The 14,744-nt window shown below is 36.1% G+C and carries 15 protein-coding genes and 1 pseudogene; 8 read left to right on the top strand and 8 right to left on the bottom strand.

All coding sequences use genetic code 11. The features are described from left to right. Window positions 1-198 precede the first annotated feature (198 nt). The 5 genes and pseudogenes from A2003_RS06270 to A2003_RS06250 all read left to right on the top strand — a co-directional run bounded on the left by A2003_RS06270 (window position 199) and on the right by A2003_RS06250 (window position 4,752). The gene (locus tag A2003_RS06270; protein WP_004951564.1) at window positions 199-789 is read left to right on the top strand and encodes a LemA family protein; all 591 of its coding nucleotides are present in this window, start codon (window positions 199-201) and stop codon (window positions 787-789) included. A gap of 35 nt (window positions 790-824) precedes the next feature. Continuing rightward, a complete protein-coding gene (locus A2003_RS06265) occupies window positions 825-1,871 on the top strand; it encodes a TPM domain-containing protein (RefSeq protein WP_286686990.1) in 1,047 nt (348 codons plus the stop codon). Continuing rightward, the gene (locus A2003_RS06260; RefSeq protein WP_286686989.1) at window positions 1,865-2,428 is read left to right on the top strand and encodes a TPM domain-containing protein; all 564 of its coding nucleotides are present in this window, start codon (window positions 1,865-1,867) and stop codon (window positions 2,426-2,428) included. Before A2003_RS06265 ends, A2003_RS06260 begins: the two co-directional genes overlap by 7 nt. A gap of 394 nt (window positions 2,429-2,822) precedes the next feature. Beyond that, complete coding sequence (locus A2003_RS06255) at window positions 2,823-3,248, top strand: pilin (RefSeq protein ID WP_502685949.1); 426 nt, start codon at window positions 2,823-2,825, stop codon at window positions 3,246-3,248. 571 nt (window positions 3,249-3,819) lie between these two features. Beyond that, a pseudogene (locus tag A2003_RS06250) lies at window positions 3,820-4,752 on the top strand (IS5 family transposase). Window positions 4,753-4,845: 93 nt separating this feature from the next. On the opposite strand, the gene A2003_RS06245 reads toward A2003_RS06250, so the two are convergent. Then, on the bottom strand, window positions 4,846-5,262 hold the full coding sequence (locus A2003_RS06245) for a pilin (protein WP_286686987.1): 417 nt from the start codon (window positions 5,260-5,262) through the stop codon (window positions 4,846-4,848). Window positions 5,263-5,469: 207 nt separating this feature from the next. Further along, window positions 5,470-6,891 (bottom strand): O-antigen ligase family protein, encoded by a 1,422-nt coding sequence (locus A2003_RS06240; protein WP_286686986.1) that lies wholly within the window; start codon window positions 6,889-6,891, stop codon window positions 5,470-5,472. Window positions 6,892-7,138: 247 nt separating this feature from the next. Here A2003_RS06240 and tfpZ point away from each other — a divergent pair, with 247 nt between their 5' ends. After that, complete coding sequence (tfpZ, locus tag A2003_RS06235; protein WP_286686985.1) at window positions 7,139-7,873, top strand: TfpX/TfpZ family type IV pilin accessory protein; 735 nt, start codon at window positions 7,139-7,141, stop codon at window positions 7,871-7,873. Between the two features lie 86 nt (window positions 7,874-7,959). Continuing rightward, window positions 7,960-9,591, top strand: coding sequence for a PglL family O-oligosaccharyltransferase (locus tag A2003_RS06230; protein WP_286686984.1), 1,632 nt, complete (start codon window positions 7,960-7,962; stop codon window positions 9,589-9,591). 49 nt (window positions 9,592-9,640) lie between these two features. Here the strand turns inward: A2003_RS06230 and bfr are convergent, their stop codons facing one another. The 6 genes from bfr to gmk all read right to left on the bottom strand — a co-directional run bounded on the left by bfr (window position 9,641) and on the right by gmk (window position 14,551). Continuing rightward, window positions 9,641-10,105, bottom strand: coding sequence for a heteropolymeric bacterioferritin subunit Bfr (gene bfr, locus A2003_RS06225; protein ID WP_004909585.1), 465 nt, complete (start codon window positions 10,103-10,105; stop codon window positions 9,641-9,643). 223 nt (window positions 10,106-10,328) lie between these two features. Beyond that, entirely contained in the window at window positions 10,329-10,523 is a 195-nt protein-coding gene (locus A2003_RS06220; protein WP_004909583.1) for a bacterioferritin-associated ferredoxin, read from the bottom strand. 218 nt (window positions 10,524-10,741) lie between these two features. Next, window positions 10,742-11,125 carry a deaminase RidA gene (ridA, locus tag A2003_RS06215; RefSeq protein ID WP_004964563.1) on the bottom strand — a complete coding sequence of 128 codons (384 nt, stop codon included), beginning with the start codon at window positions 11,123-11,125 and terminating at the stop codon, window positions 10,742-10,744. A 139-nt stretch (window positions 11,126-11,264) separates the two neighbouring features. Then, window positions 11,265-13,370 (bottom strand): RelA/SpoT family protein, encoded by a 2,106-nt coding sequence (locus tag A2003_RS06210; RefSeq protein WP_286686983.1) that lies wholly within the window; start codon window positions 13,368-13,370, stop codon window positions 11,265-11,267. Between the two features lie 208 nt (window positions 13,371-13,578). Continuing rightward, window positions 13,579-13,857: a DNA-directed RNA polymerase subunit omega gene (gene rpoZ, locus A2003_RS06205; protein ID WP_004909577.1), complete on the bottom strand. Its 279-nt coding sequence runs from the start codon at window positions 13,855-13,857 to the stop codon at window positions 13,579-13,581. Window positions 13,858-13,927: 70 nt separating this feature from the next. Continuing rightward, the gene (gene gmk, locus A2003_RS06200) at window positions 13,928-14,551 is read right to left on the bottom strand and encodes a guanylate kinase (RefSeq protein ID WP_099947996.1); all 624 of its coding nucleotides are present in this window, start codon (window positions 14,549-14,551) and stop codon (window positions 13,928-13,930) included. Between the two features lie 102 nt (window positions 14,552-14,653). Between gmk and A2003_RS06195 the strand changes: the two genes are divergently transcribed. Continuing rightward, window positions 14,654-14,744: hypothetical protein (locus tag A2003_RS06195; protein ID WP_286686991.1), on the top strand; the 91-nt coding region annotated here is incomplete at its 3' end.

The following is a 14,744-nucleotide window of genomic DNA, read 5'->3' as shown; positions in this document are numbered from 1 at the left end:
TCATAAATTTTAGTCCCCACTTGTTTTTAAGTGGGGACTAAATTAAGGCTTATAGGATGAATTCATAAGGTGTGTTCAGCGGACGCTTACTTTAATCTAAAAATAAATCAACTTAAATAAATGTTACACAGATAGCAAAAAATCTCACTACAATGAATTATCGCAAAAATATAAAGAAAAACTTGAGGATAAATTTTTATGAAAATGATCAAACACACCGCTTTGGCAACGGTATTGGCAAGCACATTGTTATTTACGGGTTGTGGTTATAATACGTTGCAAGTGAAAGATGAAGCTGTGAGTGCTTCATGGTCAGAGGTACAAAACCAATATCAACGTCGAGCTGATTTAGTTCCAAATCTTGTTAATGTCGTGAAAGGTTATGCCAAACATGAGGAACAAGTGCTTACAGAGGTGACTCAAGCACGTTCGAATGTTGCGGGTTTAAAAGTTGATAAAGAAGTTTTAGAAGACCCAGCTTTGTTTGAGAAATACCAGCAAGCACAAAGTCAATTAACGGGTGCATTGTCTCGTCTGATAGCTGTTTCTGAAAATTATCCCGACCTAAAAGCCAACGAGCAATTCCGTGATTTACAAGCCCAATTGGAAGGTACTGAAAATCGTATAGCTGTGGCTCGCAATCGCTATATCACGACTGTTCAAGATTACAATGCTTATGTACGTCAGTTCCCACAGGTGATGACTGCAAAAGTCATTGGAATGAAAACCAAAGAGAACTTCAAAGCAGAACAATCCGCACAGCAAGCTCCGACAGTTTCATTTAATTAAGATCTGAAACTGGTTAGATCTATAAGGAGTAAGGTATGTTGATAAAACCAACGCAAAAAATTAAATATATTCTTATTATTCTTTTTGCGCTGCTTTGTTGTCAGCATACCGTTTGGGCGGAGGTTGCAACCGCAACAGATCACAGTGATGTGATTGTTGCTGGAAAAATCATTCAAGATCAGCAGAAAAATACCTCTACATCATCGCAGTCAACACAAGCACCCGTATTGCCAAAAGTTGCCAATGATATGGAGGATGGTGAATCAATTCGAGGTTTACCAACTTTAAATCAGCCTGTTATTGATCAAGCTAAGGTATTGAGTGAGGCTGAAATACAGCAACTTAACCAAAAAATTCTGAGTTTATATCAACAAGGCAAAGCTCAAATCGGTGTAATTATTGTGCCAACGACAGGACAAGAAGCCATTTTTGATTTTGCTTTGCGTACAGGCGAAAAATGGCAATTAGGTTCAGCCAAGCGTGACAATGGTTTGTTAATGGCGATTGCGGTGAACGATCGTAAAATTCAAATATTGACAGGTTATGGCTTGGAGGGTGTATTACCTGATGTAGTATTGAGTCGAATAATTCGAAATCAGATCACGCCTTATTTTAAACAAGGTCAATATGCACAAGGGATTTCGTCAGGTTTGGATGAGCTTACCCGTATTGTGAATCTTGATCCAGAGATCGCTCAACAATCTGCTCAAGAGCTCAAAGAGCGACATGAGCAGGCAATCCAAGCACAACAAGCAAAAGATAATACCCTTACCATGGCGCTATTTATTTTAATTGCGGGTGTCATAGGATCGTTCATTGTTGGTAAACGATTAAGTGCATCTACTGCTGCTGTTGCTGCAACAGTTGCAGGTTTGGTAAATGGTGCAGGTTTCTTAATGAGTTTGCTGCTAGGCGTGGGTATTTTCTTTTTATTAATCACATCACTTGCTCAACTGATTTTTCAAGCTTTCTTGTCTAGTGGAGGACGCGGAGGCGGAGGTGGAGGATTTGGCGGTAGTGGTGGTGGCTATAGCGGTGGTGGTGGTAGCTTTGGAGGGGGAGGTGCATCAGGATCATGGTAACTAAAACAGATACAACAGAAATTATTACGCAACCAAAGCTAGATGAAGCTGTACAACCTAGTGCAAAACGCTGGTTAAAGCATTTTTTTTATGTTTCATCGGCACATCGGTATTTTAATAAAGAGGATCGACAAGAGATCGCCAGAGCAGTACAGCAAGCAGAAAAAGGTCATGTAGGCGAAATTCAGGTGGTAATTGAAGGTCATATACCATGTTCACAAGCTTATTACCAAAATACACGTTTACGTGCGCAGCAACTCTTTGCAGAATTAGGTGTGTGGGATACCGAGTTGAATAGTGGTGTGCTGCTTTATTTAAATTTGTGTGAGCGTAAAGTTGAGATTTTGATTGATCGTGGTTTGAAGAATGCAACACAAACACATATTTGGAATAAAATCTGTCAGGAAATGATCAGCTTTTTGACTGCGAAACAATATCAAGCTGCTGTTAAACATGGAGTGGAGCAGATTGGTACGGTGCTTGATGACTTTTACGGTAAAAACAATAAAAGTGAAGTGAACAATGAGCTCCCAAACGAGCCATATATTTTAAATTGAACCTTTATTAAGCTATTTTATCAAAAATCAATTCAACCTATTTCGATTAGACCGTTTATCTTCCGATAAATGGTCTATTTATTCATCACTTTTTAGAAAAAAAGATAAGTAAAACTCTGTGATTAAATTCTCTTTTAATTGCGAAAATCACTAAAAAAGCTATAAAAACACCTTGGGTTGGATATAAGGTTTGGGAGATAGTGACATATTTTGTCATTTATTATTTTTTTTTGTCAAAAAAGAAGGGCTTTTGTTCATGCTGAATAATGTTTTAAGTCTCTGTTTTTTTGGGTTAAAATTCGATAAGCTAAGGACTGGCATAGAACATGCTGAATACAAGTAGCTAATAAAAGCTTATAAAAAATTTATACATTGGAGAAATGTTATGAAATCAATGCAAAAGGGTTTTACTCTTATTGAATTAATGATCGTTGTAGCAATCATCGGTATCTTGGCTGCTATTGCGATTCCTGCGTATCAAGATTACATTGCTAAATCTCAGGCGACTTCAGGTTTAGCTGAAATTTCACCTGCTAAGACTCAATTTGAGATTGCAATAAATGAAGGTAAACTTCCTTCTCTTACTTCTACCGATGCAGGCTTTATTGGTGTAACAGCAGCTGGTGGTCAATACTGTAACGTTGCCCTATTGGGTACATCACCAGCATTCACTGGTATTCAATGTACGCTTAAAAATGGTAATGCGACTAAAATCAATGGTAAAACACTTGCTTTAAACCGTGATGCTACAACAGGTTTATGGTCTTGTTCAACTGGCGGTGGTTTAGAAGCTAAATATAAACCAGGTGCTTGTTCATAAGTTTTAGGTTATGTAAAAAACGCATCTTTAGATGCGTTTTTTGTACAGTAGTTTATATAATTTTGGGTAACTAATAGTTATCAGTTCCTGTTTAAGTCAATGATTTCATAATGTGTATGATTGTCTTATATTGATGGGGGAGTCGATATGCAAATAAAGAAGTATAATCCTACTTAAAATACCGAAATAATGTTAGCTATACTCCTAACTAAATTGTATTGTCCCTTAACAATGACTTTCATTTTTTATCGTCTTGCTTTAAGTGATACTTTTCAGTTTTTATAGGTTAATAGACTTCATGTTCTTTGGTTGATATTTCATCAATCAGCTCCTTAATCTCTTAACCTACTTTTTATCTCTTAAATGAAATAGTTAATATCAGCATATAACTTTGATTTAAATCCTGTGACTAATTTTTCAACTATTTTAATATCAATAATATTTCTCATTGTATAAAACTGAGTTAACGGTCTCATCCGATTGATTCATCACAATATGTGATTTACAGTCATAAAACGGTTTTCTTGCACAAACCTATTCATAACGGCTTATTCAGCAATATAATTTACAAATGAATGAGTCTATACCTAAAGTCTACCGCACAACGAATTGGTGCTCTTATAATAAAGCCTTGATCAATCGAGGAAACATATCAATTTGGTTTGATCCTACTACTCAATGGTATGCTCAACCACAAGACAAACGTGGACGCAATCAAACCTATTCTGATGCAGCTATCCAATGCTGTTTAATGATTAAATCCTTATTTCGACTTTCTTTACGTATGGTCACAGGTTTTGTTCAGAGCCTCATTAAACTCTGTGGATTAGATTGGATCGCTCCAGATTATTCCACGCTTTGTAGAAGACAAAAACATATTGATATTGCGATCAGTTATCAAAAAAATCATGAAGGACTACATCTATTGGTAGACTCAACTGGCCTTAAGTTTTTAGGTGAAGGTGAATGGAAACGCAAGAAACATCAGCCTGAATATCGTCGACAATGGTGTAAACTGCATGTTGGTATAGATACCAAAACTCTCTAGATACGTGCAGTTCAGCTCACGACAAACAATGTCAGCGATTCACAAGTCTTGGGTGACCTGCTGAATCAAATCCCATCTGATGAGCGCATTGATTCTGTCTATACAGATGGAGTATATGACACGAAATTGTGTAGACAAGTGATTTCAGATCGTCATGCTCATGCTGTAATTCCTCCAAGAAAAAATGCAAGGCCATGGAAAGATAGGAAATCGGGATCTTTAGAGAGAAATGAATTATTGAAAACAGTTAAACGTCTATGAAGAGCACTTTGGAAAAAGTGGTCTGGTTATCATCGACGTAGTTTGGTCGAAACCAAGATGCATTGCATCAAATTATTGGGAGATAAACTCAGTGCAAGGAGTTTTGACAGTCAGGTCAATGAAATCCATGCACGTATAGCCGTATTAAATAAATTTACGGAATTAGGCAGACCTCACACCCAAGTCGTCACTTAAATTAGAGCAATTAGGAAAAGCTCCATTTTTAAAATCTTTATGCAACAAAGCCATTGGGAGGTAGAGTGGGAGTAATTAATTGGATTCTTGAATTTATGAACAACTATTTGGTTTATATTTTTCTGGAAAACCTATTGTATCACAGCTATAAATACCATTTGCTGAGCGGCTGATATAAATTTCAGCATTGGAAGAAAAACCTATTGTATTTTTTAATGTACAGCTTATGGCTTTAGTTGCTGTACCTGTGTTATCAGGGTTATTTACGCTAATTTGGCAAAAATCGGTGTCTGAAGGTAAACCAATATCTGATGCGGTACTAATTGTTCTATAACCATGATTAACGATAATTTCATAAGATGATTTCCCGGTAGAAATCTCATGGAAAGCTGCTGTTGCACGACCCTTTGCCATATAATCTTGATATGCTGGAAGTGCAACGAAGGTCAAAATTCCTAAGGTTAAAATAACAATTATAAGTTCGATAAGCGTAAATCCTCGTTGTTTCATGATATTTCCCTAGAGCAGTAAACTTCCTGATATGAATGCAATATTTATTCCATTTAATAAAATTATTATTATTCAGATGTTTATTATTAATTTTGTTGTATTTTTCTGATAATGGGAATATTTTGAGAAATATTTTGAAGTAAAAGTGTAGAAAGCTGTCAGTTTTTATGACAAAAATTGACAACTCTCAAGTATTTGTAGAATAGATTAATATTGTGTGGGGATTTCCTCTATTTTTTCAATATCAAATGGAACGAGATGTAATGTTCGACCAGCATCCCAGAAGCGTGGTGCGCCTTCCCAGTCGATACTGATGCAATTGTTACAAACGATATCTTGCCCGTGTATCGCAATCATTGCAATCATCGCAATCATCGCAATGTATTTAAGTAAGGTATTTATAGGGTGAGATGAAGTTTGCTTTAGCGGGCTGAAAAGTAAATAAGATATAAGATAAGCAAAAATCCATATATTTAATACTTGACTGATTGGATATACCATTGAACCTGAAAGAAGTGAATTAATGCTTATTGCAATACTTGCAGAAAAGATGATACTTGGAATCTGCTGTATATTTTTAAAAATTTTATAAATAATTGGCATAAATAAAAGCATGGTGATGATGCCAATTATGCCCCATTCTGCCAGAAACTGTAGTGGTATGTTATGTGGATGTGCCACTAAATAAAAAGGTTTTACAAGAGAAAAATGATCACCACCGATTCCTAAAAATGGATGCTGTTTCCAAACTAAAATACACTTTTCCCATAGTTCTATGCGCCCAGAACTGCCTGAGCGGGCTAGATATGAGGTTCCTAAATTGTTGATTGAGAGCATATAGGTCAAAGTATAAAAAATAGTACCTGAAATTAAAAGGCTAAATAAGGGAATTTTGAAATTCTTCCAATCTTTGTATAAAAAAATACCTATAAAAACTGAAATACTAATAGAAAGAAGAGAAGATCGTGCACCGTGAAATAAAAATGAAAGTAGATATAAGGTAGAGGTAAAATAAATTAGGCTTGTAATTAAAAAATTATATAACTTACTTTTTTTTGATTGATAGGAGAGCCATGCAGGTCTAAACCATAATAAAAATAAACAAGGTAATAGAGCATCATCAAAAACGCGGATATTTGGAAAGGATTGATGCCATACAGCAATATTTCCCTGTATTTTTTGATATAGTGCAAAGGGTAAAAATAATAAACATAATAAAGGTAAAATGGCTAAACAAGCAGATACTTGTTGCGTGGTTATTGGGAATTTCTTAAAAAGGTTTGCTAATGTATATGTTGAAGTAATAAGTAAAAAATATAAAGAAATATCAACGATTGCTCTTTGCCAGTATTGTGCATGATATATGGCAAGACAAGAAAAAAAAAATAAAAAGATAAGACTATAAAAATATAGATTTGAAATGTTTTTATTAAAATGAAGAGTCTTCGGGTTTTTCATAAAAAATAATAAAATCGTCCATGTACAGAGTATTATAATTTCATAAATACGCCAAGCATCGTATGGTGTATGAACCCAATAAAGATCACGGCTTGAAAATGCGATAAAACTCAGTAATGCAACACACCATAGCGAGAGCTGCTTGTATTTTTTTAAAATATTGGGACTCATCAAAAATTCCTTTATCTAATGAGAGGGGAGTTATGATCTAGATCATAAAGTAAATATAAGTATATTGAGGTAAATATTCGATTTGGAATAGAAATTTTTTCTGTTAATTTCTTGAGATTTAAATTTTGTAAGTACGTAGATGAAAAATACTGTTTTCAGATCGAATGAATAGATAAATAGAATAGATTAAAATATCATATGGGTTGTCTTCATCTAGAAATATCATATGAGTTGTATTCATCTAAAAATGTCAAAACGTATAAAATTCTTTCTTGGCCACTTAAGTGCTTCTTTTTTCATTGTTTTAGTGGTAATGGGGGTTGTCTTCTTTCTTTGGTATCAAGTACCACTTGCAAAAGCCGTAGGTGTAACTCAAATTTTTTTGATGATGCTCGTGATTGATGTTATTGCTGGTCCTATTTTGGGTTTTTTGGTTTACAAAGAGAATAAAAAGACTCTAAAAATTGATTTAATCATTGTTATTTTGATTCAGTTTTCAGCATTAGGTTATGGTGTATATACTATCGAACAAGGACGACCTGTTTGGTTGGCTTATCATGTTGATCGTTTTGAACTTATCCGAAAAAATGAGATTTTTGAAGAAAGTATTGCAAATACATCACCACGATATCAGAAGACATCTTGGTTTAAACCGCAGTTTGTAGGTGTGACATTTGCAAAAAATAATCATGTGCGTAATGATGAAATGTTTGCTGAAGTTTTTGGTGGTATTTCTATCGCTCAAAAACCTGAGCGTTATGTACCATTAGAAAAAGTTAAACCTCAAATACAGCAACGTGCACAAAATTTGAAATATTTAGAATATTATAACGATCCAAAAGTTGTAAAAACAACATTAGCTAGATACCCTCAAGCAACAGCTTTTGTACCTTTGAAAGCCAATGCAGTGGATATGACGGTTCTTATCGATAGAGAAAAAGGCGAAGTCGTAAAAATTGTAGATCTGCGTCCATGGAATTAATCATTTGATTCTTGGATTCTGATTTTAATTTGTAGAAAAGAGCTTCGGTGTATAATGCGTCAAAGCTCTATTCCCCCCCTTAAAGTATGCAAATCCTCTGTTTAATAATTGCAAGTGTACTCATAACATTCGGGTGGCTCTCGCCTTTTCATACCTATCCTTGGGTAACTTTTTCAAGTGAACTTGCAAGTTTTGGCGCTGCGCTTGCTATAGTCACTTTGTTTTTAACGAAAGAAATTAAGATTCCACGCCCGCAAATTTTTATGTTGGGCATTGTTTTATTGCCGCTACTTCAGTTTTGTTCCGGGTTAATAGTAGATTTAAGTGTTGCCTTTCTAAGTTCTGCCTATCTTTTTACATTTTGGCTGATGATATTATGTGGATATAGCTTATCTCAACAGGCTGAAAATCGTGAAAAGCTTATGATTGGCTTTAGCTTACTTGTCTTGGTTGCTGGATTATTGAGTAGCTTTATAGCAATAGTTCAATGGTTAAATCTAGAATCATACATTCCTGGTGTTATGGTATTGAAAACTAGTAGGCCATTTGCCAATTTTGGGCAACCTAATAATTTATCAACATTCTTGGTGATGGGGCTGATGGGGGGGCTTTATCTATATGAGAAAAGAAAAGCATCCCTATGGTTACTTATTCCTTCCTCTCTAATCTTACTATTTACAATTGCATTGACTCAATCAAGAACAGCATGGATTGTTTGTATATTTTTCTTTTTTTATTGGATTTATAAACAACATAAAAATAATCCGCGCTTCAACTTCCCGAAATTGCTTCTATGGACTTCATTGTATTTTTTGATTGCGGGCTATTTACTGCCATATCTGACACAATTTATGACCTCTCATTTAGATACGGGAGTGACTCATACAGCATCTATTGTCCAAAGAGCAGGTTCAGGACATGAAAGATTAGGCATGTGGATGCAAATTTTGCATGCGATTGCAGAGCGTCCCTTGTTTGGTTATGGCTGGAATCAAACAAGTATTGCTGTAGTTGAGAGTATTGAGTTCAATACTGTTCAAGTTTGGTTTAATAGTGCCCACAATATTATCCTTGATCTTCTAATTTGGAATGGTGTTCCGCTCGGTGTTTTGATTGTTGGATATTTATCTCTATGGTTGTTATGGTTAAACAAGACGGCAAAAGATAGTACCTCAATTATCGCGATTATGATGGTTTGTGCGATTTTGATTCATGCTATGTTGGAGTTCCCGCAGCGTTATGCGTATTTTCTGTTGCCAATGGGTTTCTTACTGGGGCTTATTCAAGCACAAACACCGCAATTAAAAGGTATTACCATTAAAAAAAATGTCGTGCGTTGTGTATGGTTGATCAGTGTCATTGTTCTTTTGTTGATCTGGCGGGATTACAAACTGTTTCAGGATAACAGTCGTCTTATCTTTAAAGGTAAACAACCTACCGAAGAAATATTGGGTAGCTCAAGAATTTTATTATTAACACAATTTCAGAAGCGTTTAGATTGGATAGCCTTAGATCCTAAAATAAGGTTTTCTGAAGCGCAGTTAAGTGAATTTGCTGAGATGGTGAAGAATAAGGCGACACCGTATAACTTGAAGAAATTTGCACAAGTATTGGTCTACAATCAGCAAAATAAGGAAGCTGAGAAATACCTTTACATACTTAATCGTTTGTATAAAAAAGATGTGAGTTTGGCTGACATTATTGAGTTAAATCAATAGTCTAAATGATAAAAAAGAGCGACATTAAGTCGCTCTTTTTTTATATGTATTAAAGTTGGCTTTGAATATAGTTTTCAATGCCAACATTTTCAATAAGATCTAATTGAGTATCTAACCAATCCCAGTATTCTTCTTCTTTCTCTAGAATTTCTTGAACTAAATCACGTGTTACATAGTCTTGTTGCGTTTCTGATAGCTCTACAGCTTGCTTGAGTGCTTCAATATTTTCTTTAACTTTGCGAATGTCGCAATTTAGGACTTCTTCTGTGTGCTGTCCGATGTAAAGTTTGCCTAAGTGTTGCAGATTTGGTAAACCTTCAAGAAACAAGATGCGTTCAATAATCTTATCAGCATGTTTCATTTGGCGAATAGATTCTTTGTATTCAGCTGAACCTAATTTTTCAATTCCCCAATCATTGAACATACGCGAGTGTAAAAAATATTGGTTGATCGCAGTTAAATGGTGATAAAGCACCTGATTCAATTGATTAATGACTTCACGATTGCCTTTCATTGCACTTACTCCGTAAACATCCAGTAATGCCCTAATCGCTAAGGCAATTTACATTATATTAATCAACAAATGGATTTGGCGCGAGTAATTTATTGAACGGCAAATGAAAATCACAATCAAAAGCAGAAGATGTGAGTCTCATTTGCATAGAGAAGGTTAAAGAAAGAGTTAATTTTAATAGTGGTAGTTAAAGCAGGGTTATTATTAAAATATTTGAAAGGAGTTATGCAGCGACAGAAATACGTGCTGCAATTTCAGCGAGTTCTTCATTGATAATTGAACGAGCTTCAGGAACACAGCGACCACAACAAGTGCCTAAGTCGAGTAAATCACGAATTTCACGATAGCTTTCAGCGCCATTTGCAACAGCGTCTTTGATATCTTGGTCTGTGATTCCACGGCATAAACAAACATACATGGGAGTGATCCACAAATATTAATGCGATAATTGATATTATTGATAATTATTATCGTTTGTCAATGAATTTCATTCTGATAGTGAATATATTCTTATTGAGAATTTGAATAAAAAAAGATCATTTGAGAGGAAATCCGAGTTATACACGGAATTCCTCGCGAGATTGATGACCAATTAAAAATGCAATTTATTAATTAAGTATTTAATTTTTTTATAGATTATTGGTTAATAATAACGATGCCATCCATTTCAACCAATGCACCTTTGGGAAGGCTAGCAACCCCCAATGCTGCACGAGCAGGGTAAGGTTGTGCAAAGTATTCGCCCATGATTTGATTCACAAGTTGGAAATGAGATAAATCTGTAAGGAAAATATTGAGTTTTGCGATATCTGCTAAGCTTCCACCCGCTGCAGTACATACAGCTTTTAGGTTGTCAAATACTCTACGAATTTGAGCTTCGATTCCATCCACAAGTTCCATACTATAAGGGTCTAAGCCAATTTGGCCTGAAAGGTAAAGCGTATTACCGACTAAAATTGCTTGAGAATACGTTCCGATCGCAGCTGGCGCATGTTCAGTATGAATTACTTGACGTGACATTAAGCTCTCCTATGTCGTTTTTATCATAAAACAATGTGACTTTAACACAAAAGATCGCCCACGAAACTGCCTACGACTGCTGAGTCGCAGTCGATTATTGTCATGATTTATATCTGCTAGTGAGGATAAGTATTAGATTTTATGCTTTTGCAATTTCAGTTTGCACAATTGGCATATTGAGGCGTTCTATTCGTGGGAATCCAAAATGCATTCGTAAATCACGGATAATTTGCGCGATCTGATTACGGTTACTGACGACTATATTGACGTAAGTTTTATGATCTTGTGATTCCACCATTTCTACGCCTGTTTTAGCTTTTCGGCACTGGTAGATCAGATCAGAAATTTGTTCATCATTCATCATCATATGAATGCATAGATAGGCGCTAAAACGAACATCATCAACTTCTTCAGCTTGCCAATGTAGGGGCATAATATTTTCAGGATGAAGATGCTGCTCATGTAGTAAATTACGACAGCGTGAACGATGGACGATTAATCCTCTTCGAGATAAATGCCCTTGAATTGGATCACCGAGAACAGGATTACAACAGTGTGCATATTTGACATCGACACCATCTGTGCCTGAGATCAAACGGTCTGATGTTGCTTGGTGCTGTGTATGATGATCTTGCGCAAATAAATGATTCGCAACAAGTTGAGGTAATAAGTCGCCCACTGCAATTTGCTCAAATAAGGTATCTTTGCTACTTAAATGACGCCACTCCAATACATTAATCCAATCCGTTTGAGAAAGATCATCTATTGAGCGGTGGAAAAGTTTTAGTGCGCGATTAAGAGCTTGTTGACCAACAAGACGTTGTTCATCGATGTCTTGCTCGCGGAGCATGTTTTGGAGAGCACGTCGAGCTTTTTGCGTATTAATGAAACTCAGCCAATCTGGGTTCGGGGTGGCGAGGACATCAGTAATGATTTCAACAACCTGTCCACTGTGTAAAGGTGTCGATAAAGGACGAATTTCACCATCAACCTTTGCGCCAACAGCATGATTACCTAAAAATAAGCTGGCAGAATAGGCAAAATCTACAACAGTTGCTCCCTGTGGTAGTTCATGTAACTGCCCGTGAGGTGTATATACCCAAATTTTTTCTTGATGTAAATAATCAAGCAAATCACTAAAAGTAGTTTTTGCGCATTCTCCATCAATGAGGGTGTTCAAGTTCTGCATAGAGGCTTGAATGGCTGAACGACAAGCTTGAGGCGCGTTCTCACCTAAAACCACACCAAAGCGAGCGGCTTTACGCATAAGTTCGGTTTGTATGGTGAGTGAAAGTGTAGTTTTTTCACCTTTTAATTTGATCATTAACGATTGGTTGCCACCTGGAAGTGGACGTCGGATGTGATCTTTGTATTGTAAAACTTGGAAGTTCTCTTTGAGTGCATCGACGAAGCGATCACAATCAGCAATGCTGTTTAAAATAATTTCAAAGGCATGGCTGTGGCTTAATTCATTTAAGTCTATTTCATTTTTTACAAAATGGCGTAGCAATTCAATATTATTGTTTTTCTTTTTAATACGGCCTTTTAAGTCGTATGTCTTTAATAAATCAGTTAGTTTTTGTTCCCATACTGTTTGATATTCACAGCGCTTTGGTTTTGTTGCAAGTAGGGCTGCTTGTACGTCGTTAAACATATCAAGATCAAGATTTTGATAACAGAGATGTTCCAAGTTATCAGCCATCTCATTCATACCAACCAAACGTGCCATCGGTACGAAAATATCAAAAGTTTCTTGTGCAATACGTGCTCTTTTATCGGGGCGTAAAGCATCCAAGGTCGTCATATTGTGATAACGATCGGCTAATTTAATAATAATGACACGAGGATCTTGTAAGGTTGCTTGCAGAATTTTTCGGAAAGAAGCAGCTTTGTTATATTCTTTATCACTGGAGTGGCTTAATTTTGTTACACCATCGACTAATTCGGCGACAACTATTCCAAATTTTTGTCCGATTTCATCTTTGGTAAATGCGGTATCTTCAATAACGTCATGTAATAAGGCTGCCATCAAAGTATCGGCATCCAAGCGCATATGTGAAAGTATGCAACTTACTGCTATAGGATGCAGTACATAAGGTTCACCACTTTTTCGAGTGATACCACTATGCGCTAAATCGGCAAAATCACAGGCAGCAAGCACACACTGAATTTCGCTATCTTTGAGATAGGCTTCAATGATGACTTTGAGTTGTTGCTTGGCTTGGCTGACCTCTTCGCCTGGCATAAAAAACACCTATATAACTTAAATTTCGATATTGAATTGCTTAGCTTCTAATGAAAAGCATATTGATAAACTTGTCAATTTGTTCATTGGAAAAAATATGAATTTTTTTCAATTAAACCGATTGCTTTTATCAATTTGAATCCAAATTTTCAATAAACAAAAAAGCCCAGTGTCTTCACATTGGGCTTCTTTATGCGAGCAGATTTACTTAAAATGTAAATCCTTCTAAATTCAAAGAATTTGTAGACAATACCATATCAAGATTTGATGTTTGGTAGTCTTGTTCGCGTTGTTTTAAGATGTCTTTTGTTACATGACCAATCGCAATTTCACGTAATGCAACGACTGTTGGCTTGTCATTATCCCACTCAACAGTTGGTTCCATGCCTTGACGTGCCAATTGACGTGCACGTTTACTCGCTACCAGTACCAACTCGAAGCGGTTATCTACATGGTCTAAACAATCTTCAACGGTTACACGTGCCATAAGTTGTCTCGTTTGAACATTACACTTGAAAAGACTAAATAGTATAAAAGGCTTTTGCTCAAGACTCAAGTTATTCGCGATTGAGTGTAATTAAGTTTTCAATCAACTTTTGATGGCGACTGCTTTGTTGCAAAGTGACTAAACGATTTGCCGTAATAATTGCTTCGAGATCATGCACAGCCTTGTTGAAATCATCATTGATAATGACATAGTCAAAACTAGCGAAGTGGCGCATATCTTCAACTGCACAACTGAGGCGATGTTCGATCACATCAACTGAATCCGTACCACGATTTGAAAGACGTTGTCTTAGGTCATACTGGGTTGGAGGGAGAATAAAAATTTGTTTTGATTCAGGAAAAAGGCGACGAACTTGTTCCGCACCTTGCCAGTCAATTTCGAGTAAAACATCATGACCTTGTTGTAATTGTTCTTTTACTTTTGCTTGAGATGTGCCGTAATAATTACCAAATACTTCAGCGTACTCAATAAAACCACCTTGTTCTACTTGTGCTAAAAATGTTTCAGTATCAGTAAAATGATAGTGAACACCATCAAGCTCACCAGGGCGCTGTCCGCGTGTAGTATGTGAGACAGAAACGTGTAGATTGCTGACTCGATCTAGTAGGGCTTTTACGAGAGATGTTTTGCCTGTTCCTGATGCCGCAGAAACGACAAACAATAGACCCGACATGATATTTTTCCTGATATGATAAAATATCTTGGCTATTGTAGTGTAGCGTGCTGCTAAACGAAATAGCTTGGCATAAATATTCAGATGATGAGAGAGGTTGTTATGGAAATCGTGTTGGCCAATCCAAGAGGTTTTTGTGCTGGTGTTGACCGTGCTATAGCGATCGTCAATCGTGCATTAGAATGTTTCAATC

This window comes from Acinetobacter sp. GWC1_38_13 (assembly GCF_001767535.1).
Lineage (GTDB): Bacteria > Pseudomonadota > Gammaproteobacteria > Pseudomonadales > Moraxellaceae > Acinetobacter > Acinetobacter junii.
This window is presented reverse-complemented; position numbering and strand designations above follow the sequence as displayed.

Coding starts and splice junctions, on each gene's coding strand:
- A2003_RS06270 (WP_004951564.1), top strand. CDS start 199: ATGAAAATGATCAAACACACCGCTTTGGCAACGGTATTGGCAAGCACA.
- A2003_RS06265 (WP_286686990.1), top strand. CDS start 825: ATGTTGATAAAACCAACGCAAAAAATTAAATATATTCTTATTATTCTT.
- A2003_RS06260 (WP_286686989.1), top strand. CDS start 1,865: ATGGTAACTAAAACAGATACAACAGAAATTATTACGCAACCAAAGCTA.
- A2003_RS06255 (WP_502685949.1), top strand. CDS start 2,823: ATGCAAAAGGGTTTTACTCTTATTGAATTAATGATCGTTGTAGCAATC.
- A2003_RS06245 (WP_286686987.1), bottom strand. CDS start 5,262: ATGAAACAACGAGGATTTACGCTTATCGAACTTATAATTGTTATTTTA.
- A2003_RS06240 (WP_286686986.1), bottom strand. CDS start 6,891: ATGAGTCCCAATATTTTAAAAAAATACAAGCAGCTCTCGCTATGGTGT.
- tfpZ (WP_286686985.1), top strand. CDS start 7,139: ATGTCAAAACGTATAAAATTCTTTCTTGGCCACTTAAGTGCTTCTTTT.
- A2003_RS06230 (WP_286686984.1), top strand. CDS start 7,960: ATGCAAATCCTCTGTTTAATAATTGCAAGTGTACTCATAACATTCGGG.
- bfr (WP_004909585.1), bottom strand. CDS start 10,105: ATGAAAGGCAATCGTGAAGTCATTAATCAATTGAATCAGGTGCTTTAT.
- A2003_RS06220 (WP_004909583.1), bottom strand. CDS start 10,523: ATGTATGTTTGTTTATGCCGTGGAATCACAGACCAAGATATCAAAGAC.
- ridA (WP_004964563.1), bottom strand. CDS start 11,125: ATGTCACGTCAAGTAATTCATACTGAACATGCGCCAGCTGCGATCGGA.
- A2003_RS06210 (WP_286686983.1), bottom strand. CDS start 13,370: ATGCCAGGCGAAGAGGTCAGCCAAGCCAAGCAACAACTCAAAGTCATC.
- rpoZ (WP_004909577.1), bottom strand. CDS start 13,857: ATGGCACGTGTAACCGTTGAAGATTGTTTAGACCATGTAGATAACCGC.
- gmk (WP_099947996.1), bottom strand. CDS start 14,551: ATGTCGGGTCTATTGTTTGTCGTTTCTGCGGCATCAGGAACAGGCAAA.